The organism is Rhizobium sp. BR 317, from assembly GCF_047445835.1.
Lineage (GTDB): Bacteria > Pseudomonadota > Alphaproteobacteria > Rhizobiales > Rhizobiaceae > Rhizobium > Rhizobium paranaense.
The window spans coordinates 146292-171768 of sequence record NZ_JARWLB010000015.1 but is presented as its reverse complement, the minus strand read 5'-3'; the positions used below and the strand labels follow the sequence as shown (position 1 = coordinate 171768).

Here is a 25477-nt window from a genome sequence, read left to right as displayed (position 1 = left end):
CCCCCGCCTCCGCCGCCTCCACCGCCGCCGGAGGAGCCGCCGCCATCGCCGCCGCCCKAAAAGGCTGAGGACGAGCYGGAGACCGGCGCGGGAATGGTGGAGGCGATGGTGGATGCCATGGAGGAGGAAAAATCGCCGATCGTGCCGCCGATATTGCCTGGATGGAAATCACCGGAATACCAGGCCGGCGCATAGGCGGCCGCGGCCGCACCCGCAGCGGTGGCGAGCCAGGTCTCGAAGGCGCTCGACCAAGGCTTTTCGACGCCGAGCGCGACCGCATAGGGCAACAGCTTTTCGAAATGCTGCGGCGACATCTGCGGCGCGCCCTGCATGTTCATCCGGTCGCGTTCGGCAAGCGTCAGATATTGCCGTAGCCCCGCGATGCCATCCATCATCTTGCGCCCGAGCGGCGTCGGCGCCCCCATCAGGAAAAAGAAGACGACGTTGAGCGCGAAAATGCCGACGATGCCGGCGAGCAGAGGCAGTTCACCCGCCTCCCACAAGGGGACGACGGCGGCAGCCAAGCCGCCGACCGCAGCCGAGACGAACAGAAAGCCAAAGAAAGCTGCGATCAGAACGGAAAGAATTCGCCGTCCAAGACCGGCATCATGACGGCGAAACCTGCGGCCGATCGTGCCGGCAAAGATCGTCACCACAATCGACAGGAAGCCGGGCACGATGATGAGAGGCAGCGCATTCTCGTGCAAGCGACCGAAAATCACGATCGCAGCAAGGATGAGGACCGACAAGGCAATGCCGGCAATCACGTAGAGCGCATTAGCTTTGTAATATTCGCCGCGATGATCGCGCTCGATGGCGCTGCGGAATGTCGAGCCAAGCTGCTTTACCGCCTCGCCATTCGCCTTGTCGATGACAAGCGGGGAAAATGGGCCGACGGCCTGCATGAGCACTTTGTCGCCGCCGCTGAGATCGCTGCCTGCCTTGCCGGTCGGGCGAATGACCACCTTTTCCTTCAGATTGTCGAGAATAACATAGCCGTGCACAGCAAGATCGATCGCCGTCGCCGACAGCGCCGTCCAGCCCGCACCGGAAAAACCTCTGTTGTCGATGTAGTTGACCAACGCCGGCGAAATACCGTCCGGCGGGTCCCAGCGCGGGACCATCACACCGCGTGGGGGATCACGGCCGACGGCGATCCAACTGCGGAGATAGTAGGCGAATACCAATATCAAACCGCCGATGGCGATGATCGCGTCTATATGATCGGTTATGAACCAATGCCATTGTTGGCTGCTGCTCGGCGCCGCAATCGCGTCCTTCGGCAGCCTGATGGCGATCGTCAAACCTTCGGCCGGGGCCAAGGGCCGCGTGGTGACGAACATGACCTTGTCCGCCTGCGCGCTGGCGCTCGCGTCCTGGCCGGTCGCGCCGATCGGCCCGGTATAATAGGCAAGCTGTTGCGGCTTCACGCCGTCCGGCAGCGTAGCGGTGGCCGAGACGTGAAGGATCGGAAATTGCCAGCCATTACCGGTGACGTTCCAATAGAGCTCGTCGTGATCGTCAAAATAGCGGATCTGGCGATCGGTGGTGTAGACGATGCGGTAGACGTGCTGGCCACGGTTTATGATCCGATCGGCATTTCCGATATAAATGCGTTCCCCGCCCTCGATCTGCTCCTTGTGCCAATCTTCCGGCTGTCCATCGCGTTCGACAGAGACAACATTAAAATCCACCTGCGCCTGGCGGCCCGCAGAATCGACAAAAGTCAGCGGAAAATCCCGGAATATGCCGCGACGGATGGCGCGGCCTTCCGCGTTCACCGTAATTGTCTCGGTGACACGCATTGAGCCGTCGCGATCGAGAATAATCGCCTGATCGAAAGCGTTGATGACTTCGGCGGCTGACGCGATCGATGCGGAAAACAGCAGGAGCAAGGCGATAGAGAGTCCGGAAAGCCAACGCGTCATCACAGCTCCTGCGATCCGACGGCACCCCATTCAGGATGCCGCACATGCCGATATATTTACGCGCCTCCCGTTGGGGCGGCATCAGTCGTCGCAGGCAACTCCCAGTGACGCAAGGACGTTCCAATAGGCCGGGAAGGTCTTGGCGACGCAATCGGGGTCGAGAATGGTGATGCCGTCGATCTTCAGCCCGGCCAGCGCAAAGCTCATGGCGATGCGGTGATCGGCGAAGCTGTCGATCTCGGCCGGCAGCGTCTTGCCGGCAAGGCTCGGGTCGGAGGCGACAATCAGATCGTCGCCTTCCTCGGTGCCGAGGCCGGGAACGATGCGCGACAGGCCGCTCGACAGCGCCCGGACGCGATCGCACTCCTTGACCCGGAGATTGGCGATGCCGACGAAACGCACCGGCGTTTCGTTGAAAGCGGCAAGGACAGCGAGCGTCGGAATGGCGTCCTGCATCTGCGATCCGTCGATGACGGCGGGGAGATGCGGAAACTGCGAGATCATGTCATAGGCGCGGGCGTCCGGCTGCGAGAATTCGCTCGCCGGCGTGCCGAGATCGATCTTCCCGCCGGACAGCACTTCCGCCGCCCAGAGATAGGTCGCGGCCGATGCATCCGGCTCGATATGGAAATCGGCTGCGTGATAGCCAGTCGGCTGAACCCGCCAGGCAACGGCGCTGACGCGCTCCACCTTGGCGCCGAAGGCACGCATGGCGGCAACCGTCAGATCGATATAGCCGAGAGCGCCGATATGTTCGCCAAGCAGCACGACATCGACCGGGCGATCGCCGCCGGCCGCCATCATCAGCAGCGCCGAGACATACTGGCTGGAGAGGCCGCCATCGATCTCAACCCGGCTCGCCTCGAAACGGCCCGTGCCGTTGACGGTCACGGGCGGGCAGCCGGTCTCGGCCGAGGCATCAATGCCCAGGGAGCGCAGGGCGTCAACCAGCGGGCCGATCGGCCGCTTGCGCATATGTGCATCGCCATCGACCACGACCTTCCCGTCAACCAGAGCAGCGGCGGCGGTCAGGAAGCGGGTCGCGGTGCCGGCATTGCCGAGAAACAGCGGCGCGGCCGGCGACTTGAGTTTGCCATCGCCGGTGACGATGAACGTGGTGTCGTCGGGCTCGTCGATCGCAACGCCCATGGCCCGCAGCGCTTCGGCCATATAACGCGTATCGTCGCTCTTCAGCGCACCCGTCAGCCGGCTGGTTCCCTTGGCGAGGCCGGCGAGCAGCAGCGCGCGGTTGGTGATCGACTTCGACCCCGGCGGCATGGCGCGTCCGATAAGCGGCTTGCCGGGGGGGATAATCGTGAGTTTGGCTCTACCCATCATCAATCTCTTTGGTCAGTCCAGAAAGCGGCCAATGGCCTGCGGTCGGCTTCCTTTACCGCCTGGAATGCAAAACCGATAGAAGGAATCTTAGAACTTGACCGATGGAACAGCACGGTCCGTCTCGTTGGTGATTTCGAAGAAGGCGCGCTTGGTGAAACCGAAAGGGCCGGCGAGCAGATTGTTGGGAAAGCTCTCGACCTTGACGTTGAGATCGCGGGCTGCACCGTTGTAGGAGCGCCGCGACATCTGGATCTCGTTTTCCGTCGTTTCCAGGGATTGCTGCAACTCGACGAAGCCGACATTGGCCTTGAGGTCAGGATAGGCTTCGGAGACAACCATCAGGCGACCGAGCGCCTGCCCGAGCACACCTTCGGCAACAGCGCGGCCGGCAACATCCCCTGCAGGCACTGCCTGAGCTCTGCTGCGTGCCTCGACAACTTCCCTCAACGTCTGGTTCTCATGGCCGGCATAGCCTTTGACCGTCTCGACCAGATTCGGAATGAGATCAGCGCGGCGCTTGAGCTGCACATCGATGCCGGACCAAGCCTCCTCGGCCACCTGACGCGCGCGAACGAGGCCGTTATAGGTGAGGACGGCGTAAAGCGCGATCAGAACGATGATCGCCAAAATAATATACATCGCGAACCCCGTGGCAAATGCAACCACGAGGCACATTATGTGGCTTGACGGGCGTTGTCATCCGCTTTTCGCCGCCAGGCCAATACCTTAGAGATTAGGAATGTGCCTTAAGCCGCCTGCTTGCCCCAGTTCGCACCACCGGCATCCGTGAGCAGGAATGCCTCGCCACAGGCTTTCGCCAGCGTGCGGACGCGCAGGATATAGCTCTGGCGTTCGGTGACCGAGATCACGCCGCGCGCATCGAGCAGATTGAAGACGTGGCTGGCCTTGATGCACTGATCGTAGGCTGGAAAGACGCATTTGTGCAGGAGCTGATTGGCATTGTCGCCCGGCGCGCCGGCGGCAAGCAGCGCTTGGCATTCCCGTTCGGCATCGATGAAATGGCGATGCAGCATTTCCGTGTTGGCATATTCGAAATTATGCCGCGAATATTCCTGCTCTGCCTGCAGGAAGACATCGCCATAGGTGATCTTCTCGTCGCCTTCGAGACCGTTGAAATTCAGGTCGTAGACGCTGTCGACGCCCTGGACATAGGTTGCCAGACGTTCGAGACCGTAGGTCAATTCGCCAGCAACCGGCGCGCACTCGATGCCGCAAATCTGCTGGAAATAGGTGAACTGCGACACTTCCATGCCGTCGCACCAGCATTCCCAGCCAAGCCCCCAGGCACCAAGCGTCGGGCTTTCCCAATCGTCCTCGACGAAGCGGATGTCATGCAGAAGTGGGTCGAGGCCGATGGCCGCGAGAGAGCCGAGATAGAGCTCCTGCAGGTTCGGCGGGTTCGGCTTCAGGATGACCTGATATTGATAATAATGCTGCATACGGTTCGGGTTTTCGCCGTAACGACCGTCGGACGGACGGCGCGAGGGCTGCACATAGGCAGCCTTCCACGGCTTCGGTCCAAGCGCGCGCAAGGTCGTCGCCGGATGGAACGTGCCGGCGCCAACTTCCATGTCGTAGGGCTGCAGAACCGCACAACCTTTGTCGGCCCAGTAATTGTGCAGCGTCAGGATCAACGCCTGAAACGAGCGCTTCGGATTCATGTTATCGGGCGGGGTCGCGGTCATGGAGATTGATTTCTTCGGGTAATGGATTGTTTGGCGGACAGGTGCCACGGCAGAACGGAAGGGTCAAGGCTTTCAAGCGCAAACTGTCATAGTCACCTTTTCGTATTTCCACGATCTATCGGAGGCTACTCATCCTCCCGCTTCACCCTATACTCCCCTGTCTTCGGGTCTTTCACCAGTGTGCCGATGGCGCCCGTGCGCCGTTCGCTTTCGGCGCGGCGTGATTTCTCGGTGAGTTTTCGGGCGTCGCGCAGGAAGCGTCGATAGAGAAGCCAAATACCGCCGACAGCAACGATGAAGAAGATGATCTGCGGCATCACGCAGCGCTCCCGATTACAATCCGTACCGCCCCCACAATGCCTTTTCCTCTGCCACCTCTGCAAGTCCGGAGGCGAGGCCGGCGCCGATGCCGTCCATGCCCGAAAGGGAAATGCCGGGTGCGCGGCGGCCGAAGAGGCTACGTGGCGTGGTGACCAGCTCGAGCTTGATCTTGTCGCCGTAACGCTTCTTGAGTTCCTGGCGCATATCGCCGAGCCCGTCGATCAGGCCGAGTTCGAGACCACGCCCGCCGGTCCAGAAGAGGCCGGAGAACACGACCTCGTCCGCCGCCAGTTTACCCGCCCGACGCTCACGCACCATATCGATGAAGACCTTGTGGATCTCGACCTGCAGGCTCTTCAGATATTCGATGTCCTTTTCCTTCTCCGGCTGGAACGGATCGAGGATCACCTTGTTTTCGCCGGCAGTATAGACCCGGCGCTCGACCCCGAGCTTCTTCAAAAGCTCCGGAAAACCGAAGCCGCCGGAGACGACGCCGATGGAACCGACGATGGAGGTGGCATCGGCAATGATCTCATCGCCGGCGAGCGCGATCATGTAGCCGCCGGATGCCGCTACATCCTCGACGAACACCAGCACCTTCTTCTCTTTCTCGCGGGCAAGATCGCGGATGCGGTTATAGATCATCCGCGATTGCACCGGCGATCCGCCGGGCGAATTGATGACGACCGCGACTGCCGGGGCAGCCTTCATGCTGAAGGCCTTTTCCAGCGCTTGCGAGACGCCCGCAAGATTGAGCGACTGCCGGAGAGGACCGCCGCCGGAGGCGATGACACCGCTCAGCCGGACAACGGGAATGATCGCCTTTTCCTTGCGAAACCGCTTCGGAAGCATGCGCCTAAAAAATCCAGCCATTCGTCGTCCCTGATTCATGATGTTTGCTGCGTGTGATGTATGCACGGAAACGGCAAACGCAACATCCAGCATCGCATTTCGCGCCCGGATTCCTCGAGCCGGCATACATTTTCATCGATATGAAGAGGGGATGGGGTGACGGGAGGACTGCCTTTTGCCGTAAACACGGCACCCGGGAAAAACATTTCTCCGCGTCCATCAGGATTGGGCCGCCGCTCTCCCTCTGCTCCCAGCAGATCGGATCACCCGAGGCTCTTTCCGCTCGTCTATTCGTCTGGCGCATGCCAAAGTGACGGACTGAGGCGGGTTCGGCTGCAACCAAGGTGAAGGTGGTCCATGTCGGCAATACAGGTCCCAGGACTGCTATCGCTTACCATTGCGATCCTCGTGTTTTTCATTGGTGCAAACCTCAACCGTTTCATTCCCCTCCTTGTTCGGTGGAGCATACCCGAAGCGGTGACAGGTGGCCTGCTTGCCGCCCTGATAACGCTGATCGCGTACGAATACTTCGGTTTGGAGATTAGTTTTACACTCGCCGCACGCGACATGCTTCTTCTCTACTTCTTCACCGGGGTCGGCCTTAACGCCAGGCTCTCCGACCTCATGGCTGGAGGCAAGCCGTTTCTTATCTTGTTGGCTGTCACGCTTGTATTTCTCGTCATCCAGAACGCAATCGCCATCGGCGTCAGCGACATGCTCGGCCTCCCCGATGGCGTGGCAATCTTACTTGGCTCCACGTCGCTAATCGGCGGTCACGGCACAACGATTGCCTKGGCACCGATTATCACCGGACGTTTCGGACTGACGAATGCGCTTGAAATCGGTATTGCGAGCGCAACGCTTGGCCTTGTCATCGCCAGCCTCATCGGCGGACCAATTGCGCAATACCTGATCAAACGCCATGGCTTGAGCGGCCCCGCCACCGAAGAGTTGGTGATCGGTGTATCGCGTGCTGCAGTCAGCAGCCATGAAGATGATGTCAGCTATGTCAGCCTGCTGCGAGCCTTGCTGGTAACCAATATCGCTATTCTCACCGGGTACGCCTTGCATGAGATCATCGTGGAGGCTGGCATCAATCTTCCATTGTTCGTCGTCTGCTTGCTGGTCGCGATTGTGATGACGAATACCGTTCCGCTGCTCGCACCGCGCCTCCCTTGGCCGACACGCACGCGAGCGCTTTCGCTCATCTCCGATCTCTCGTTGAACATCTTTCTCGCAATGTCGCTGATGAGCATGCAATTGTGGGCCCTCAGCGGGCTTGGCGCCGCGCTTCTGATCGTCCTCGTCGTGCAGACTGTTGCGGTTGTCGTTTATGTCCTGTTCGTCGTTTTCCCCGCGATGGGGCGGACATATGATGCGGCGGTGATTTCCGCAGGCTTTTTTGGTATCTCGCTTGGAGCGACCCCGACGGCAATCGCCAATATGACGGCGGTAACCAAAACTCATGGGGCCGCAACCATCGCATTCATCATTCTGCCGCTCGTCTCTGCGTTCTTCATCGATCTGGCAAACGCAGCAGCGCTTGGGTTCCTTGTTCGGTAATTGGTCCTGTTCAGCGGCGTCCAAGAACGGCGATGTCCTGAGATGGAATGAAGCCGAGATTGTCTATCGAGAAAGCCCATCGCCACTAAAGCTCGTCGCGATCTTTCAGATTCGCTCCCGCGCTTTAGCTCCTTGTTTGTGCATGTCGTGTTCGCAAAACCGCCGCACACTTTTGCGCGACATGCATTAGAGGTCGCAGATATCCGCCGTTATTGCAGATTGCAGGAATGCCACAGCCGATGCGAACGAGAGCGGGAACGGCTTTTCTTGTTGCGAATGAATTGCATTATCATTCTAAACCGCTAACTTCTCGCGGTATTGAAGCCTGCGGAAGCCCCATGGATCTTATGAAACCCAAGCCCGATGCCGGCTGGCGCCATGACCGAGAAGAAGCCACTCTTTCCGATGTCTATCGCTCGGTCGAAACCGCAAAGGGCGGTTCGGTGCTGCGTCGCGTCGCTGCCTTCGCAGGTCCGGGCTATCTTGTCGCGGTCGGCTATATGGACCCCGGCAACTGGGCGACCTCGCTCGCCGGCGGATCGAAATTCGGCTATGCGCTGCTAACCGTTGCATTGTTGTCCAACATTATGGCCGTGGTGCTGCAGGCGCTTTGCGCGCGCCTCGCGATCGCCACCGGCCGCGATCTGGCCCAGGCCTGCCGGGACGCCTTTCCGAGCTTCGTCTCCGTGCCACTGTGGGCGATGGCGGAGATCGCCATTATCGCGACGGATATCGCAGAAGTCGTCGGCACCGCCATTGGCTTAAATCTCGTTTTCGGCCTGCCGCTCGAACTCGGCGTGCTGGTGACCGCCTTCGACGTGTTCCTCATTCTTTTCCTGCAGCGGCTGGGCTTTCGCTGGGTAGAGGCGCTGATCATCACCCTGCTCGGTGTGATCGCCTTCTGTTTCGGCATCCAGGTCTTCCTTGCCGATCCAAATTGGGGCGACGTCATCAAAGGCTTTTTCCCGACGACTGAGATCGTCAGGAATCCGGACATGCTCTATCTGGCGCTCGGCATCCTTGGCGCGACGGTCATGCCGCACAATCTCTATCTGCATTCCGGCATCGTGCAGACGCGCGCCTTCGGCCATACGCTCTCGGAAAAGAAAGAGGCGCTGACCTATGCCACGCTCGATTCGACGATAGCGCTGACCTTCGCTCTGCTCATCAACGCTTCCATCCTCATTCTTGCCGGCGCGGCGTTTCACGCGCATGGCCACACTGATGTCGTGGAACTCGCCCAGGCGGAATCGCTGCTGGCGCCGCTTCTCGGCCTGGCGATTGCGCCGACGCTCTTCGGGATCGCGCTTCTCTGTTGCGGCCTCAACTCAACTGTAACGGCGACGCTTGCCGGGCAGATCGTCATGGAGGGTTTTCTGCGGCTCAAGGTGAAACCTTGGCTGCGCCGCCTAGTGACGCGCGGACTGGCGATCACTCCCGCCGGGGTCGTCACCATATGGTACGGCGATTCCGGTACGGCGGATCTGCTGATCCTGACCCAGGTCGTGCTCAGCCTACAACTTTCTTTCGCTGTCTTCCCGCTGGTCATGTTCACCGCCGACAAGACCAAGATGGGCGCTCTAGTCGCGCCGCGCTGGCTGAGTACCGTCGCCTATATCATCGCCATCGTTATCGCCCTTCTGAACGTCAAGCTGATCTTAGATGCGTTCCAAGGCATACACTGAATTCGGATGATCTTCCTAAAAAGCGCGTCATGCGTTCGGGATGACGCGCTACTTTCGGAAATAGGCAGCGCGACCATTGTTGAGGTCGTCGACGAAGTCGGAGAATTTGTGCGTCCCCTCGCCATGCATGATCAGCGGCGCGCGCAGCGCCAGCCGTGCGCGTGAGCCCTTGATGGCCGTCACCAGGATGCGAACGGCATTTTCACCCTCGCGCGGATGGATGGGCGTGATCTCGATGCCGCCGAAACGGCGGCCGCAGGCTGCAATGATCTCAGCGATCGATTGCGGCCGAGCGATCAACGACAGTTGCCCGCCGGGGATCATGATTGCGCCTGCCGTTCGCACCCAGCTTTCGAACAGGCCGTCGGTCATGGCATGCGCCTGCGCTTTCAATGCATCCGGCGTCAGCCTGTCGCTGGCATCGTTGAACGGCGGGTTCATGATGACATGATGGAAACTGTCATCGACCAGACCGGCGTCATTGCGGGCCTTCGCGGTCAAGGCGACATCGGCCTCGACAACGGCGACACGGCTGGCGAAGCGGGCATTTTCCGAAAGTGCCAGGCTCTTGCGGGCGAACTCGGCCATTTCCGGCKAGCGTTCGAACAATACCACCTCCGCCTGCTCCAGCCGCGAGGCCACCGCCATGCCGGCGGCACCCGCTCCCGCACCGAGATCGGCCACCCTGATGCTACGGTCATCGGCCACAAGAGCAGCAAGCAACATGGCGTCCATGCCGGAGCGATGGCCCCTGCCCTTCGGCTGGACGATATGGAACGCGCCGCGATGGAAGGCGTCGATGGTTTCGGAATGGGTATCGGCCATGGCGGAACTCAGCCGCGCGCCGGGCGCAGCTCGTCGCCGAGACCGGCATCGATCAGAATGCGCCGGGCCTGATCGGCGCGCTCGTCCTCGACCATGAAACGGCGCGGCAGCATGCCGAGAGAACCCTCGAGAATGCTCATGGCTTGATCCGCGACGAAACAATGAATCCCGGCGTCCTTCATCAGACTCTCGGCGAAGGAGAGTAAAACGGGATCGTTTGTGCGGATCAGCTCGTGCATAAGCCTTGGGTTTCCTGTCAAATTTGCGAGACGAGACAAATCGCCTCTTGCCGCCTCTTTCGCCCCTTCTTATTGTGCTTTGCAGAAAATGAACAGGAGTCCGGATCGTTGGGCGTCGTGATACCGCTTGAAGAAAGCAAGAATAAACTGGCCTCCATCAAGCCATTGGTGGACCTGACCAAGGCGGATATGGAACGCGTCAACCAGCTCATCCTGTCGAAAGCCGGCTCCGATGTGCAGATGATCCCGGAAGTTGCCGAGCATTTGATCTCTTCCGGCGGCAAGCGTCTGCGGCCGATGCTGACCATCGCCTCTGCCGCACTCTACGGCTATCAGGGCGACAATCACATCAAGCTCGCGACCTCGGTCGAATTCCTGCACACGGCGACATTGTTGCACGATGACGTGGTGGATGAAAGCGATCTGCGCCGCGGCAAATCCACGGCCCGCATGATCTGGGGCAATCAGGCCAGCGTTCTTGTCGGCGACTTCCTGCTTGGACAGGCTTTCCGGATGATGGTCGAAGTCGGTTCGCTGGATGCGCTCGACGTTCTGTCATCGGCAGCTTGCGTCATCGCCGAGGGCGAAGTGCTGCAGCTTTCCGTCTCCAAGAACATGGAGACCACCGAAGACGATTATCTCTCCGTCATTCGCGCCAAGACGGCTGCGCTTTTCGCCGCCGCCGCCGAAGTCGGCCCGATCGTCGCCAATGCCGGCAAGGCCGAGCGCAATGCGCTGAAGTCCTACGGCACCAATCTCGGCCTCGCCTTCCAACTGGTGGACGACGCGCTGGATTACGGCGGCAAGGCTGCCGATCTCGGCAAGAATGTCGGCGACGACTTCCGCGAGGGCAAAATCACCCTGCCCGTTATTCTCGCCTATCGTCGCGGCACCGAGAAGGAGCGCGCTTTCTGGCGCGACGCCATCGAGACCGGCAACAACAGCGACGAGAACCTGGAAAAGGCGTTGGGTCTGATCACCAAATACGGTGCGCTCACCGACACCATCGCCCGTGCCGTTCACTACGGCACCATCGCCCGCGACGCACTGGCGCCGCTACCGGAAACGCCGTGGAAATCTGCGCTCATGGAAGTGATCGATTTCTGCATCGAACGTGTGAACTGATCACAGCCGCCCGAATTTCTTGCAGGAGCGCTTCAAAAAAGCCATCCTGTTGTGAATCAATTGACACGAACGTTTTGTGCCGCCGGCGCTCTTCCGGCAAATCCCTTGATGAAAGGCTTTCTAATGCGGCAGAGACTTGCCATTCGTTTCCTCTCGGGCGCAGCTCTGGCGGCGGTCCTCTCGATGGGCGCGCTGAACAGCGCGCGCGCAGAGGATGCCCCGGCAACGCCGGAGGCCAGCGCCCTGGTGACCTTCGATGCGGAAGGCGTCGACACCTTCGCAGGCGCCTTCCTTGCCGCCCGGACCGCCGATGTCGACCATGACTATGAAACTGCGATTTCGCTTTATAAAAAGGCGCTGATGATCGAGCCGGGCAACCCGGAGATTCGCCAGCGGCTGATGATCTCATTGCTGCTCAACGGCAATCTCGAAGAGGGCGTGAAATACGCCAACGAGCTGAAGAACGATCCCTCGGTCGAACGCGTCACCACGATCGTGCGTGGCATGGACGCCATCCGCCGGCATGACTACAAGGCCGCGCAGGACATCCTCAAATATGACGGTCCGAACKATCTCGACCGGATGATGGCCGGTCTTCTGCTTGCCTGGGCGCGCGCCGGCTCCAATCATGGCAAGGAAGCAATCGCCATGATCGACAAGATGAAGGGACCGGACTGGTTCAACATCTTCAAGAACTACCATGCCGGCGCCATTGCCATCACCATCGGCGATACGAAGTCTGCCCGCTCGCACCTGAACGACGCCATTCTCGACAAGGCGGGCGGCGCTACGGCCCCAGACACATTCATGCGCGCTGTCATGGCGCTGGCGCGGCTTGAAGCCAAGGCCGGCGACAAGCAGAAGGCTCTGGATGCCGTTTCGGTCGGCGACAACCTGATTAACAATTACGCGCCGCTGAACGCGCTGCGCGACAGCATCAACAAGGGCGAAACGCCGGACCAGCAAGTGACCGACAGCACGCAAGGTGCAGCCTCGGTGCTCTTTACCGTCGGCGCGGCGCTCAACCGCGACGGCGCCGAAGATGTCGTCTCGCTTTACCTGCAGATCGCCAACACGCTCGATCCCAAGAGTGCCGACACGCTGGTTCTGCTGGGTGGACTTGCGGAAAAGCAGGAGCAGATGGATCGTGCCATCTCCTTCTACAAAAAGGTGCCCAACAACTCGCCCATGGCCCGCATCTCCGAGCTGCAGCTCGGCCTTGCGCTTGCCCAGTCCGGCAAGGTCGACGATGCGCGCAAGCATCTGAAGGCGCTGATCGATTCCGACCCGAAGGATATCCGCAGCTATCTCGCCTATGGCAGCGTTCTCTCGGACGCCAAGGACTTTCAGGCCATGGCGGACAATTACGATAAGGCTGCTGAGGTTATCGGCGCCGTGCCGAACCGCGGCGACTGGGCCGTGTTCTTCCAGCGCGGCATCGCCTATGAGCGGCTGAAGCAATGGGACAAGGCAGAGCCGAATTTCAAGAAGGCCTTGGAGCTGAACCCCGACCAGCCGCAGGTCCTGAACTATCTCGGCTATTCCTGGGTCGACATGAACATGAACCTCGACCAGGGCCTGAACATGATCAAGAAGGCCGTCGATCTGAAGCCGGATGACGGCTACATCGTCGACTCGCTCGGCTGGGCCTATTTCCGCCTCAACCGCTTCGACGATGCGGTGAACGAACTGGAGCGTGCCGCACAGTTGAAGGCCGGCGATCCCACGATCAACGACCATCTGGGCGATGCCTATTGGCGCGTCAACCGCAAGCTGGAGGCGGTTTACCAATGGAACCGCGCGCTGGCTTCCAAGCCCGAGGACGCCGATATTCCGAAGATCAAGGAAAAGATCGCCAACGGTCTGCCGGCGCTCGACAACGACCCAAGGACGGTCGACAAGACCAAGCAGCCTGATCCGGCGCCCGCGGTCACTCCATCGCCCAACACGACAACGCCACCACCGGCCGATAAGAAGTCCTAAGACTTTCGATGAGCGTGATCTTAGCGGCTGACGATTTCGACGTCTCGGAGGAAGCACCCGCCAAGATCAACTTGGCACTGCATGTGACGGGCCGGCGGGCCGATGGGTATCATTTGCTCGACATGCTCGTCACGTTTGCGCGGCATGGCGATCGTCTCGGTTTTCGCGCAAGCGCCCGTGATGAATTCAGCCTGTCCGGGCGCTTCTCTCCTCTTCTTGCCGAGGAGGGTGCGGGCGGCAATCTGGTGCTAAAGACGCGCGATCTGCTGCGACAAGCGGCTCATGCGGCGGGTTTCGTGGCGACGCCAGTCCACATCCATCTCGAAAAGAACCTGCCCGTCGCCTCCGGCATCGGCGGCGGCTCGGCGGACGCCGCGGCGACCCTGCGTGGACTGACGCGGCTCTGGGGCCTCTCCCTGCCCGCCGACACGGTGATGGCGATTGCGCTGAAGCTCGGTGCCGATGTGCCGATGTGCCTTGCCAGCCGTCCGCTGATCGCACGCGGCATCGGCGAGGCGATCGAGTTGCTGCCGGATTTTCCGTCCTTCGCCATGGTGCTCGGCAATCCCCTCGTCGGCGTTTCGACGCCCGAGGTGTTTCGCTTGCTTGCCCGAAAGGACAATCCGCCGCTCGCACTTCCCTTGCAGCTAACAAACGGCCGCATGCAATGGATCAAGACCATTGAGGGATTGCGCAACGATCTGGAGCCGCCGGCGCGGGCGCTCTGCAACGAGATCGCCACGCTCTCGCAATTGATCGAAAGCCAAGGAGCGCTCACCATTCGCATGTCCGGCTCCGGTGCCACCTGCTTCGGCCTGTTCGATAATCTTGAGCAGGCGACGGCTGCGGCGGCATCGCTTCACAGCTTGAAGCCGGACTGGTATTTCCAGGCGACGGAAACGATAAAGGGAGACGCATGATGGCCGGTGCAAGCGAAGCAAGATCCTTTATCCCGGTGGGAATCGCGGTGTTGACTGTTTCCGATACGCGCACGCTCGCTGATGACAAATCCGGCGACACGCTGGTTACCCGCATTGCGGAAGCCGGTCACAACTTGATTGCCCGCGCTATTGTTACGGACGACAAGGAGCGTATTCGAAGCCAGGTGGAAGCCTGGACGCGCGATGACGCCATCGACGTCGTCATCACCACCGGCGGCACCGGCTTTACCGGCCGCGATGTGACGCCCGAAGCGCTGGAGCCCTTGTTCGAAAAGCGGATGGACGGGTTTTCCGAGGTGTTCCACCGTATCTCCTACGACAAGATTGGTACGGCGACGATCCAGTCGCGGGCAACCGGCGGCGTCGCCAACGCCACCTTCATCTTCGTGCTGCCGGGCTCTCCGGGCGCCTGCAAGGATGCCTGGGACGGCATTTTGAAGCCGCAGCTCGACTATCGGCATATGCCCTGCAATTTCGTGGAGATCATGCCGCGGCTCGACGAACATCTAAAGCGCGGTGCCGGCTCAAAATAAGCGGCGCTTTGCTGGGGAATATCCCGGCTTTCCAATTCCTATGCCTTCGATCCGGGCAAAGCAGGAATTGATTCCCAATTCTGGCCCGTGAGGATCACGCAGCTTCGGCCGGAGATACTGGTGATCATCATTGTCCAACTGCCGCTTTCGGCGGCGAAGATTTCGATGATATTCTTTGGATCAAGCTGACCAATGGCCGAGAGCTTTTCGGAATAGTGCGCTTCCAGGAAAGCGACAATATCGCCGCGCTCTGCGCATGCAAGCATCGCCTGCGAAGCTGCTGAGTTCGGATAAAGGATTGCCGTTGCCAGAAGGGCCGTTCCGATGAGGCGGTAGAGCATCGTGCGTCCCATGACGCACCTCCTTTCGCCGGAAACCGGCAGAAGAGGAGAGTTCTGCTGACCTGCTCTGCCGCATCCCGGCATCTTCATGGTCGGCCGCCCGACGCGACACGCGAGGCGCGCCGCCACATGAAAATTATGACAGTAATTCCCTTATTTTCAAATGGAATCTGGATTGATCACAAAGCCGCGCTACCGCGCCGCGCGCGCGACCCAGGAGGGAATCAGTTCGCTCGACAGTTGGCGGCTTTTCTGCCCCTTGGCGAATTCGGCGAGCCGCATGCCTGTTTTGGCGGCGGCGATGGCTTGTCGTTTGGAGAGGAGCAAACCCAGTTCCAGAGGCGGCAGACTGCGGCCGATGCGCTGCAGCAAAGGCCGGCGATAGCCGCGCGACGCGGTGAAGCGCGCCGGCACCTTGTTGAGCGAGACATATTCGGCAATCTCATCGATCCAACCGGCCTGCGGGCGGGCACCGGGTTCGACGAAAAGCAGCCATTCGCCGCGCGCCGAACTTAATATGTCTTTGATATCCCATTGCGAATAGAAACGGCAGCCGGCAGCGTCGGCAACATGTGAGGTGCCGTCACGCGAGCCGTGATCAAGCACGACAACATCGCACACGAGCCCCTCGATCGCGCCGGCCACCAATGCCGCCAATGTCTGCGCCAGTTCAGGTTCCTGGTCCTGGCATTCAATGATTACCGTCAACATTGCCCATTTATAGAGCGACGCACAAATTATTGCCAGCGCATAAGCTTTAAAACCGGAAGGTCTAAAGTAAGGCTTTGATGGGGTTCAAAATGTCCCCACGACCTCTCGGCCAGACGGCGTAGCGGTGCGCAATCGCGCATTTTGTTCTTGCATTGTTCTCATTTGTCGGATAGGAATTTAATCATCTTAGACGCGGCATGCGACGCCATGAACCGCCCCGGAGTTACCGATGAACGAGCAGTCCCTTGCAGGGCAGGCCGCATTCGCGCCTGCCAATACGGCAGATGTTGCCAATGCTTTGATCGCCGACACCGGTCTCAGAGTCGAGATCGACCGCAGGCGCGGCCGCGGTGCCGGGCTGAACCCCAGCGGCCGATTCGAGGCCCTGAAGCGTGAGACATTCGATGACGGCTGGCAGACGCTAGAAGAGCTGCCGCCTTTCAAAACCGAAGTGCAGGTGGAGAAGCCGCGCACGGCAATCACCCGCAACGACTCTCCCGATATAGGCTTCGATCGTTCCATCAATCCCTATCGCGGCTGCGAGCATGGCTGCATCTATTGTTTCGCGCGGCCGACGCATGCCTATATGGGCCTGTCGGCTGGGCTCGATTTCGAATCGAAACTCTTCGCCAAGCCAGACGCGGCTCGGCTGCTCGAACGGGAACTGGCAAGGCCGGGCTACAAGCCGCGCGTCATCGCCATCGGCACCAATACCGATCCCTATCAGCCGATCGAGAAGGAATGGCGCGTCATGCGCCAAATTCTCGAAGTCCTGAACAAGGCGAACCATCCGGTTGCGATCGTCACCAAGTCGGCGCTGATCATGCGCGATATCGACATTCTTAAGGAGATGGCCGCCAAGAACCTGGTTCGGGTCGGTATTTCCGTGACCACGCTCGACCGCAAGCTGGCGCGCACCATGGAACCGCGCGCAGCGACGCCACAGCGGCGGCTGGAGGCGATCCGGGCGCTCAGCGAGGCCGGCATCCAGACAGCCGTCATGGTGGCGCCGATCATTCCGGCGCTCAACGACCACGAAATCGAGCGCATCCTTGATGCCAGCAAGGCCGCCGGCGCCATAGAAGCGAGCTATGTCATTCTGCGCCTTCCGCTGGAGGTCAGCCCGCTCTTCCGCGACTGGCTGCTGCAGAACTATCCGGATCGCTACCGCCACGTCATGTCGTTGATCCGCTCGATGCGCGGCGGCAAGGATTATGATGCCGAGTTTGGCAAGCGCATGAAGGGCGCGGGTCCCTATGCCTGGCAGATCAGCCGCCGTTTCGAAATGGCGATCAAGCGGCTGGAGCTCACCCGTCGCAGTATCGCGCTGCGCGACGACCTGTTTGTGCCGCCAGATGGCAGCGGCGTGCAGCTTTCACTGCTCTGAGCGGCTCAGCTTTTCACGGAATCTTAGAACCGCTCTCTCTTTTTGTTTTTCCGCAATTCCGGACGGAAAGCGGCTCACGCACTTTTCCTGAAATTGCTCTGACCCTTTCCCGCGGGTTTCCCTGCCCGCCGGAAGAGCCCCCAGGTTCGCCGCCTTGATCCACCGGGGGCTTGCAGGAGATCGGGTGGTGTGCGAGCTTGCCGCATGCCACGCAGCACACCATCCGATTCTCCCATGCTTTTCGACGAAGGCCCGATCGTTCCGACTTTCGAACTGGAGCTGATTGCTCGCCGCGCAGGTCACTGGCCCGTTGCCGGTGCCGACGAAGCGGGACGCGGGCCTCTGGCAGGCCCGGTCGTTGCGGCGGCTGTCATTCTCGACCCGGAGCGCATTCCTGAGGGATTGAATGATTCCAAGCAGCTTTCGGCCATGAGGCGTGAGGCGCTGTTTGTCGAAATCCTCGCGACCGCCACCGTCTCCATTGCTTCCTCGAGCGCGGCCCGCATCGATATCACCGATATTCGCAAGGCTAGCCTGGATGCCATGCGCCGCGCCATCTGCAGCCTTGCCGTGCCGGCAAGCTATGTCCTGACGGATGGGCTGGATGTGCCTGGCGGTCTCGCCTGTCCGGGAAAAGCCGTGGTCAAGGGCGACGCTCGCTCCTTTTCCATCGCCGCCGCCTCGATCGTCGCCAAGGTGACACGCGACCGGATGATGGCCCGCGCTGGCGACGTCTTTCCGGCTTACGGTTTTGCGTCCCATGCCGGCTACGGTACGCCGGAGCATCGCGCCGGTATCAAGAAGCACGGCCCCTGTTCGCTGCATCGTATGAGCTTTCGCCCCCTTCGAAGGGAAGAGGTCTGACAGCGCCTTTCCCACCCTTCAATCCATAAGACCGGCTATAATCTCGTCCCGATGTTCGCTGATATAGGCGACATCGCGCCGGTAAATGCGATCGTGGCCCTCTTCGATGTTGCGGCGATACCGTTCCACGCCATTGGCCGCCTCGCGTTCCATGAAGCCGACCAAGGCATTCAGACGGTCAATGATCATGCCGGGCAATACCGGTCGTTCCTTGGCGGGTAAGCCGTAAGCATCAAGAAAAAGGCGAGTGCGGAGAATTTGCGTATCCAGTCCGCCGAGATCTTCGATTGCGACGCCGGCGGACAGAGGCGCCCAGCGATAGATGGCATAAGCAATGTCCCAGTCACGCGGGCCAGGATGGGCAGTCTCAAAGTCGATGATATCGGTCACCTCGCCGCTATTCAGAACAACATTATAGGGTGCGAAATCGCCATGGCAGATCACTTCGAACGGTGGTCTCGGCGGCAATTGCCATGTCTGATCTTTCTCCAGCATCGGCGGCATAAACAGCGCAGTGCAATCATGATAGCGCCGCAGCAGCCGCGCCGCCGACCGCAGAGCGGTCATCGACCTCATATTCTCATTCTCATCCAGGTCGCCGGTCTCGCCCGGAAGAAAGCTCACCCTCTCCCAAGCCGCGTCATATCCGCCAGAAAATGGCGCGTTCACAAAGCCATGTGATTGAAGTGTGGAGAGTAAGGCGTGAACGCTCGCTGTCCAGGGACGGGTGCGCCTATAGATAAGATCACCATGGCGGAATGGTCCTTCGCCGCCGTCCACGCTCGGTATCACCAGATCACTCCTTAAAACGAGGCGGAAATCTAGTTTGGATTCGGGACCATCGTCAAATGCTGCCGCAGATGAGTGTGCCACAAACGCAAAAAGCCCGGCTGAAGCCGGGCTTTTCCTAGAGATCGATTGCTTGCGCTTAGTTCAACCGCGCCTTCACTTCGCCAACGGCGTTGCTGAAGAGTTCGGATTGAACCTGGCCACCGGCCTTCTTGGCGAGCACGGATTCGGCGGCAGCGATAGCCAGATCGACGGCAGCGGAACGGACCGCCTTCATCGCATCGGCTTCCGCCTGCTTGATCTTCTGCTCGGAAAGCGCCGTACGATTGGCGACGAATTCTTCCGTCTTCTTGCGAGCTTCCGTCGTCAGCATTTCAGCTTCGCGCTCGGCTGCCGCAACGATATGAGCAGCTTCGGCTTCGGCTTCCTTCCGCTTGCGCTGGTACTCGGCCAGAAGATGCTGGGCCTCTTCGCGCAGACGCTTGGCTTCAGCCAGATCGTTGCGGATCTGATCGGCGCGGTCGTCCAGCGACTTGGCCATCATGCCCGGCACCTTCAGATAGACGACAAGGCCGAGGAAGAGGATGAGAGCGACGAAGGCAAAGAAAGTTTCGTCGAGACCGAATTCCATGGATCAACCCTCCCGCTTGGCGGATGCTTCGGCAACAGCCGATGCGACATCGGCCTGACCGGCAACGTTGCCGACGAGCTGCTCGACAACGGCAGCCGCCGTTTCTTCAGCAATGGCGCCGACATCACCAAAGGCCTTCGCCTTGATCTCGGCGATACGAACCTCAGCGGCCTTCAGCTTCTCGGAAAGACTTGCTTCGATCGTCTTGCGATCTTCCTCAGCCTTTGCCTTGGCGGCATCGCGGGCGGTGGCACCGATCGAATTCGCCTTGGCGCGCGCTGCAGCCAATTCGCTTTCGTAGGTCGCAACAGCAGCATCGGCTTCGGCCTTCAGACGCGAGGCTTCGTCGATATCCTGGGCGATGCGATCGTGCCGGCTTTCAATGATGCTGCCGACGCGCGGAATAACGATCTTCTGCATGGCCACGTAGAAGATGACGAAGGTGATCACCAGCCAAAGAAGCTGTGACGGATACGTCGTATGGTCAAACGGCGGGAATACGCCTGCGTGATGGCCCTGATCGGGCGCACCCGTCTCCGTATGCACCGCGCCGGCTGCCGGCGGTGCTTCTTCAGCATATGCCGGGGTCACAAACATGCTCACCTCCAGGTGGTCTGCAAATATAAAGAATCACGGCCCGCTGTCCCGCGAACCGTGATCTATCATGCCGTTGATATCAGACGGCGAAGAGCAGGAGGAGAGCGATGAGCAGCGAGAAGATGCCCAGAGCTTCCGTAACGGCGAAGCCGAATACCAGACGGCCGAACTGGCTGTCAGCGGCAGACGGATTGCGAAGCGCGCCGGACAGGTAGCTGCCGAAGATGTTGCCGAGGCCGAGAGCCGTACCGGCCATACCAAAGCAAGCCAGACCTGCGCCGATGAACTTTGCTGCTTCCGCTTCCATGTTGAACTCCTTTGAAATGGTTGTTGCGGCGAATGACTGACGCCCTGCAGACGTCAATGTCGGTAATCCTTAGTGGCCACCCGGATGGATTGCGTCATTGATGTACATGCAAGTCAGTACCGCAAAGACGTAAGCCTGAAGGAAGGCGACGAGGAACTCGAGACCGGTCAGGGCGACGGTCATGATCAGGGGAAGAATGGCGCCGCCGATGCCAATCGCGCCAAGGGCTCCGAGCGAGGCAACGAAGCCTGCGAACACCTTAAGCGTGATATGGCCTGCCAGCATGTTGGCGAAAAGACGAACAGAGAGCGAAATCGGCCGGGACAGGAAGGAGATGATCTCGATCGTCACCACCAGCGGCAACAATACGCCAGGCACGCCCTCCGGCACGAAGAGCTTCAGAAAGCCGAAGCCATGCTTGATGGCGCCGTAGAGGATGACCGTCAGGATGACCAGAAGCGCCAGCGCGAAGGTAACGATGATCTGGGCAGTGACGGTGAAGAAATAAGGAACCATGCCGAGCAGGTTCGCCGTCAGCACGAACATGAAGAGCGAGAAGACCAGCGGGAAGAATTTCATCCCCTTGGTTCCCGCCCCTTCTTTCAACATCGAGGCGATGAATTCGTAAGCCATTTCCGCGATGGATTGGGCGCGGTTCGGAATCACGCTGCGGGGCGCCGTGGCAAAATAGAGGAAGCCAGCGGAGATCACTGCGGAGGCAACCATGAACAAGGAAGCATTGGTGAACGAAAAATCAATTCCGCCGATGTCGATCGGGATAATCTTGAAGATCAGGAACTGATGGGTAGGTCCGTTTGCCACCGCTTGTTCTCTTTCATTTTCCCGCTCGTCAAAGCGGATGCCTCTCACCAGGAAACCGCGCCGCAGCGCTGCTTCCGCCTCACTTCTTATCAAGCCCGTGCTTTTCAAGCATCGGCGTCGCCACCTTGCCTGCAGAGCGCAGAACATTCAGAACGCCGGCACAAAATCCGAGAAGCAGAAAAACAATCATGCCCCACGGCGCCGTGCCGACAAAACGGTCCAACAGATAGCCCAGAACAGCGCCGACGATGATGGCAGCAATGAACTCACTGGAAAGCTTCATCGCCTGAGCATAGCCTTTGCGGCTTTCCTCGGCGCGAACCTCCCCTCGTTCATCCTCTCCCAACGCAGAGCGCTTGTTTGCCAGTTCGGCTCCCAGTTGCTCCCGTCGCTTTTCCAGACCTTCGTCGCGGTCATCCACCATGGCGACGTCCTCCTATTTTCGCTGCGCGCAGCCCCATTACCCCGGTCAACGCGTAAACGAACAGCAGGTTTCGTCACCTTTTCGGCCCGTTTTGAAGTCGCGCGCAACATAGTTTTAGGAAAAAGCATAGTCAAGGCGTAGACGTCATCTGTCCAGCCATAAATTAGCCGAATTAAATCATGATCTTAGGCTGAATATGCGATGCGGGCGGAAAACTGGGCCGAAGAATCCTCTTCAGGCCGGGTTTTTCTGTGGCCTTTTTGTCGCGCAGCCCGCGCTTACGAAATCGGATTAGTCCCGCCGCGCAACAGGCCGTCAGCTCCAGCCGCCGCCATAGGTGCGATAGAAGATGTGCATGCCAATGCGGCCGACCTTTACCATTTCGGCCGCCCATTTCGGCCGGACGTAGACGGCGTGATAGTGCGTGGCGGAGCCGACTTCCGGCAGCCAGATCCTGCCGGCGGTCACGGCCATGGCGACCTGGCGGGCGACCTTCCAATGTTCGGGTGAGTTGACCCGGTCCTTGACGTTGTCGCAGGCAAAGGAAAACTGGCATGCATTGTGCCAATCGTCGTTCTGATAAACGACGCCGCAGATGGTTTTCGGATAGGCCGGGTTGCGGACGCGATTGAGGATGACCTGGGCTACGGCCGCCTGTCCCTTTACCGATTCCCCGCGCGCTTCAAAATAGATACCGGTGGCGAGGCATTGCTGCTCGTCCGAGGAAAAGACTGAGGGCGGCAGGACATTGGCGGCCCAGGCGTGATCCTGTGGACCGATCTGCGGCACGAAACGGCCCTCACCGTCCTGATCCTTGGCGAGAATCGAATCGAAGGGTGAAACGCGGGCATAATCCGGCGGCGGCGACGCGTAGGCGGCAGCGAGGACATCGGCATCCTGGCTTGTTACCAAGCTCGCAAGATAGGACGGCACGCTATTGTCGGGTTTCGGTGGCTCTTTCTTATAGAAGGCCGTAGCGATCTGAATTTCCTTGCCGCCGATCTTCGGCTTCAGGAATGCCGTCTTGTCCTTGTTATCCAGTTCGGGACGGAACAACAGGCTCTCGCGCTGCAGCACAGAGCCAGCGGAAAAATCCTTGGGCGGCTGCATGGGCGCGACCGCAACCACCCTGCTCTTCTTATCCTGGCGATTGATGCGATCTTCGTCCGGCTTGGGATCGCTCCCCTTTTGCTGCGACAGGAAAGCGACGCGACGGCCGTCGGGCAGGACGAGACCGCCATCGCCAATGGCAGCAGCGGTCGATGCGTCGCCAAAGGCAAGTTCGGCCTGATGCGTCGAGCCTGCCGGCGAATTGGTGATGACCATGCGCCAGTTGCTGCTACCCCTGTCGATACCCGCAAGCAGACCTGCAAGATCGGCATAGGCCACCGCCGAAGGAAAGATCAGCCATGCGCAAAGCCCGAAGACGGCTGGCGAAGTCCAGTTTTTCGGCAAAAGACCAAATTTACGAGGGACACGACGCGGGCGAGACAATACCGGACTCCACGGCACTCTGGGTTAGGAGCCGAAATAATCTCGCATTAACCTTGATGGATGGTTAATTCTGGCGGCCGTGCCATCACCATCTATTCACGAAGACGCAAGCAAAAGGCCCGGCGGATATTCACCGGGCCTTTGATGTAAACAAGCTGAACTGAGCTGCGTCAGATGATGACGTGCGATCCCAGTTCGACGACGCGGTTGGCCGGCAGGCGGAAGTAGTCTGAAGGATCGGTCGCGGCGTTGGCGAGCGCGATGTAGAGCCGGTCCTGCCAGTGCGGCATGCCGKATTTCGCGTCCGGAACCAGCTTACGGCGGCCGAGATAGAAGGAAGTCGACATGATGTCGAACTTCAGGCCGGTCTTGCGCAAGGTCGCCAGTGCCTGCGAGACGTTCTGCGATTCCATGAAGCCGAAGCGCAGCTCGACGCGCGAGAAGCGGTCGGAGACCTTCTCGACCGAGTAGCGGTCCTCCTGCACAACGCGCGGCTTATTGATGGTGCGGATCGTCAGGATGACGTTTTTGTCGTGCAGGACGTGATTGTGCTTCAGATTGTGCAACAGCGCCGCGGGTGCCGATTCCGGATCGCTGGTGAGGAAGATCGCCGTACCGGGCACATGCGCCGGCGAATGGTCGCTCTTGCGCTCGATGGAGCTGACGAAGGACGACAACGGAATATCCGTATGGCGCGTCTTCTCCATCAGGATCGCCGTACCGCGGCGCCAGGTCCACATGATCACCGTGAAGGCAGTCGCGATCAGCACCGGAACGTAGCCGCCGTCGTGGATCTTCAGCAGGTTGGCGCCCAGGAAGACGAATTCCAGCAACAGCAGCGGCGTGAGCACGGCAATTGCCATGGGCAGCGTCCAGTTCCAGCGCACACGCACGAACTCGAAAGCCATGATCGAGGTGACGACCATCGCGCCGGTCACCGAGATGCCGTAGGCCGTTGCCAGCGCATCCGAGGTCTTGAAGCTCAAGACGAGGAAGATGACGCCGAAGAACAGCACCGTGTTAACCGACGGCAGGAAAATCTGGCCGGTATTGGTCTCGGAGGTGAAGAGGATTTCCATGCGCGGCAGGAAGCCGAGGTGAATGGCCTGGCGCGTGAGCGAGAAGGCGCCGGTGATAACCGCCTGACTGGCGATGATCGTCGCGAGCGTGGCAAGAATGACCACCGGCAGGATCGCCCAATGCGGATACATCAGGAAGAACGGGTCGGACATCGCGAGCGGCTGGCGCAGGACGAGAGCCCCCTGGCCCAGATAATTCAGCGTCAGCGACGGAAACACCAGGGCGAACCAGGCCCATTGAATCGGCCGACGGCCGAAATGACCCAGGTCGGCGTAGAGTGCTTCGGCACCGGTGACGGTCAGGAAGACCGCGCCAAGCACGACGACACCGAGGAAACCCTCGTTCATCAGGAAGGTGACTGCATACCAGGGGTTCAAGGCGGCCAGGATGCCGAAATCGTCCGAGATATGCATGATGCCGGCCACGCCCATGACGATGAACCAGATCGCCGTGATCGGGCCAAAGAACCGCGCGACCGCACCGGTGCCGTGCGACTGGATGGCAAAGAGCAGCGCCAGGATCGCGACCGAGATCGGCACGATATAATCCGAGAGCGTCGGTGTCACCAATTTCAGGCCTTCGACGGCCGAAAGAACCGACAGCGCCGGGGTGATCATCGCATCGCCAAGGAAGAGCGCGGCGCCCATCAGGCCCAACAGCATCAGAACGGCGGTATGGCCGTTCGCCGTCTTCATCAACAGCGCCAAAAGCGACAGCGTACCGCCTTCGCCATCGTTGTCCGCCCGCAGCAGAAAAAGGACATATTTGATGGTGACGATGATGGTGAGCGCCCAAAACATCAGCGAAACGAGGCTGATGACTTCGCCGCGCGTCAGGCCGTCGGCGGCCACCGGCTTCAGCGCCTCGCGAAAGGCGTAAAGCGGGCTCGTACCGATATCGCCGTAGACCACGCCAATCGACCCCAAAGCGAGGTAGAAGAGTTTGCGTGTATTCATTTTCCCGTCGGGAGAATGATGGGTTTCGTCAGACA

General features: G+C 60.0%; 26 protein-coding genes. 8 read left to right on the top strand and 18 right to left on the bottom strand.

The genetic code is table 11. The features are described 5' to 3' along the window. The 6 genes from QD357_RS22420 to QD357_RS22395 form a co-directional block, all read right to left on the bottom strand. Window positions 1-1928: DUF2207 domain-containing protein (locus tag QD357_RS22420; RefSeq protein ID WP_414125044.1), on the bottom strand; the 1928-nt coding region annotated here is incomplete at its 3' end. Between the two features lie 81 nt (window positions 1929-2009). Continuing rightward, on the bottom strand, window positions 2010-3266 hold the full coding sequence (locus QD357_RS22415; RefSeq protein ID WP_107107187.1) for a 3-phosphoshikimate 1-carboxyvinyltransferase: 1257 nt from the start codon (window positions 3264-3266) through the stop codon (window positions 2010-2012). An 87-nt stretch (window positions 3267-3353) separates the two neighbouring features. After that, entirely contained in the window at window positions 3354-3905 is a 552-nt protein-coding gene (locus tag QD357_RS22410) for a LemA family protein (RefSeq protein WP_414125043.1), read from the bottom strand. Between the two features lie 107 nt (window positions 3906-4012). Next, window positions 4013-4972, bottom strand: a complete 960-nt coding sequence (locus tag QD357_RS22405) for a glycine--tRNA ligase subunit alpha (RefSeq protein WP_107107186.1) — start codon at window positions 4970-4972, stop codon at window positions 4013-4015. A gap of 125 nt (window positions 4973-5097) precedes the next feature. Next, window positions 5098-5289 carry a hypothetical protein gene (locus QD357_RS22400; RefSeq protein ID WP_104822173.1) on the bottom strand — a complete coding sequence of 64 codons (192 nt, stop codon included), beginning with the start codon at window positions 5287-5289 and terminating at the stop codon, window positions 5098-5100. A 16-nt stretch (window positions 5290-5305) separates the two neighbouring features. Beyond that, window positions 5306-6166: a S49 family peptidase gene (locus tag QD357_RS22395; RefSeq protein ID WP_107107185.1), complete on the bottom strand. Its 861-nt coding sequence runs from the start codon at window positions 6164-6166 to the stop codon at window positions 5306-5308. 336 nt (window positions 6167-6502) lie between these two features. Between QD357_RS22395 and gltS the strand changes: the two genes are divergently transcribed. Further along, window positions 6503-7708 carry a sodium/glutamate symporter gene (gltS, locus tag QD357_RS22390; protein WP_414125042.1) on the top strand — a complete coding sequence of 402 codons (1206 nt, stop codon included), beginning with the start codon at window positions 6503-6505 and terminating at the stop codon, window positions 7706-7708. A 338-nt stretch (window positions 7709-8046) separates the two neighbouring features. After that, window positions 8047-9393, top strand: coding sequence for an Nramp family divalent metal transporter (locus QD357_RS22385; protein WP_107107183.1), 1347 nt, complete (start codon window positions 8047-8049; stop codon window positions 9391-9393). A 48-nt stretch (window positions 9394-9441) separates the two neighbouring features. On the opposite strand, the gene QD357_RS22380 is transcribed toward QD357_RS22385, so the two are convergent. Both QD357_RS22380 and QD357_RS22375 read right to left on the bottom strand, forming a co-directional pair. Then, window positions 9442-10218: a tRNA1(Val) (adenine(37)-N6)-methyltransferase gene (locus QD357_RS22380; protein ID WP_414125041.1), complete on the bottom strand. Its 777-nt coding sequence runs from the start codon at window positions 10216-10218 to the stop codon at window positions 9442-9444. Window positions 10219-10226: 8 nt separating this feature from the next. Then, complete coding sequence (locus QD357_RS22375) at window positions 10227-10457, bottom strand: DUF2007 domain-containing protein (protein ID WP_028750583.1); 231 nt, start codon at window positions 10455-10457, stop codon at window positions 10227-10229. Window positions 10458-10565: 108 nt separating this feature from the next. Between QD357_RS22375 and QD357_RS22370 the strand changes: the two genes are divergently transcribed. The 4 genes from QD357_RS22370 to moaB all read left to right on the top strand — a co-directional run bounded on the left by QD357_RS22370 (window position 10566) and on the right by moaB (window position 15039). Continuing rightward, window positions 10566-11582 (top strand): polyprenyl synthetase family protein, encoded by a 1017-nt coding sequence (locus QD357_RS22370; RefSeq protein WP_028750582.1) that lies wholly within the window; start codon window positions 10566-10568, stop codon window positions 11580-11582. Between the two features lie 123 nt (window positions 11583-11705). After that, window positions 11706-13565, top strand: a complete 1860-nt coding sequence (locus QD357_RS22365) for a tetratricopeptide repeat protein (protein ID WP_414125040.1) — start codon at window positions 11706-11708, stop codon at window positions 13563-13565. An 8-nt stretch (window positions 13566-13573) separates the two neighbouring features. Beyond that, entirely contained in the window at window positions 13574-14485 is a 912-nt protein-coding gene (locus QD357_RS22360; RefSeq protein ID WP_107107180.1) for a 4-(cytidine 5'-diphospho)-2-C-methyl-D-erythritol kinase, read from the top strand. Continuing rightward, window positions 14485-15039 (top strand): molybdenum cofactor biosynthesis protein B, encoded by a 555-nt coding sequence (gene moaB / locus QD357_RS22355; protein ID WP_107107179.1) that lies wholly within the window; start codon window positions 14485-14487, stop codon window positions 15037-15039. The genes QD357_RS22360 and moaB overlap by 1 nt, the downstream gene beginning before the upstream one ends. Before the next feature lie 38 nt (window positions 15040-15077). Here the strand turns inward: moaB and QD357_RS22350 are convergent, their stop codons facing one another. Beyond that, window positions 15078-15392 carry a hypothetical protein gene (locus tag QD357_RS22350; RefSeq protein ID WP_107107178.1) on the bottom strand — a complete coding sequence of 105 codons (315 nt, stop codon included), beginning with the start codon at window positions 15390-15392 and terminating at the stop codon, window positions 15078-15080. Between the two features lie 180 nt (window positions 15393-15572). Further along, window positions 15573-16091, bottom strand: a complete 519-nt coding sequence (locus QD357_RS22345) for a glycosyl transferase (RefSeq protein WP_107107177.1) — start codon at window positions 16089-16091, stop codon at window positions 15573-15575. Between the two features lie 229 nt (window positions 16092-16320). Between QD357_RS22345 and QD357_RS22340 the strand changes: the two genes are divergently transcribed. Together QD357_RS22340 and QD357_RS22335 are read left to right on the top strand one after the other, a co-directional pair. Then, entirely contained in the window at window positions 16321-17478 is a 1158-nt protein-coding gene (locus QD357_RS22340; protein ID WP_107107176.1) for a PA0069 family radical SAM protein, read from the top strand. A gap of 204 nt (window positions 17479-17682) precedes the next feature. Then, window positions 17683-18342, top strand: a complete 660-nt coding sequence (locus QD357_RS22335; protein ID WP_107107175.1) for a ribonuclease HII — start codon at window positions 17683-17685, stop codon at window positions 18340-18342. Window positions 18343-18360: 18 nt separating this feature from the next. Here QD357_RS22335 and QD357_RS22330 read toward each other — a convergent pair whose 3' ends face one another. From QD357_RS22330 to QD357_RS22295, 8 genes are all read right to left on the bottom strand, one after another. Then, on the bottom strand, window positions 18361-18909 hold the full coding sequence (locus tag QD357_RS22330) for an aminoglycoside phosphotransferase family protein (protein ID WP_246451034.1): 549 nt from the start codon (window positions 18907-18909) through the stop codon (window positions 18361-18363). 361 nt (window positions 18910-19270) lie between these two features. After that, complete coding sequence (locus tag QD357_RS22325) at window positions 19271-19762, bottom strand: F0F1 ATP synthase subunit B (protein WP_107107174.1); 492 nt, start codon at window positions 19760-19762, stop codon at window positions 19271-19273. A gap of 3 nt (window positions 19763-19765) precedes the next feature. Continuing rightward, window positions 19766-20359: a F0F1 ATP synthase subunit B gene (locus QD357_RS22320; RefSeq protein WP_107107173.1), complete on the bottom strand. Its 594-nt coding sequence runs from the start codon at window positions 20357-20359 to the stop codon at window positions 19766-19768. A 79-nt stretch (window positions 20360-20438) separates the two neighbouring features. Beyond that, window positions 20439-20666, bottom strand: a complete 228-nt coding sequence (locus QD357_RS22315; protein ID WP_028750571.1) for a F0F1 ATP synthase subunit C — start codon at window positions 20664-20666, stop codon at window positions 20439-20441. A 69-nt stretch (window positions 20667-20735) separates the two neighbouring features. Beyond that, complete coding sequence (locus tag QD357_RS22310; protein WP_107107172.1) at window positions 20736-21488, bottom strand: F0F1 ATP synthase subunit A; 753 nt, start codon at window positions 21486-21488, stop codon at window positions 20736-20738. 79 nt (window positions 21489-21567) lie between these two features. Continuing rightward, the gene (locus tag QD357_RS22305; protein WP_107107171.1) at window positions 21568-21912 is read right to left on the bottom strand and encodes an AtpZ/AtpI family protein; all 345 of its coding nucleotides are present in this window, start codon (window positions 21910-21912) and stop codon (window positions 21568-21570) included. Window positions 21913-22227: 315 nt separating this feature from the next. Then, the gene (locus QD357_RS22300) at window positions 22228-23406 is read right to left on the bottom strand and encodes a cell wall hydrolase (RefSeq protein WP_107107170.1); all 1179 of its coding nucleotides are present in this window, start codon (window positions 23404-23406) and stop codon (window positions 22228-22230) included. Between the two features lie 170 nt (window positions 23407-23576). After that, entirely contained in the window at window positions 23577-25442 is a 1866-nt protein-coding gene (locus QD357_RS22295; RefSeq protein WP_414125039.1) for a potassium transporter Kup, read from the bottom strand. Window positions 25443-25477: the final 35 nt, after the last annotated feature.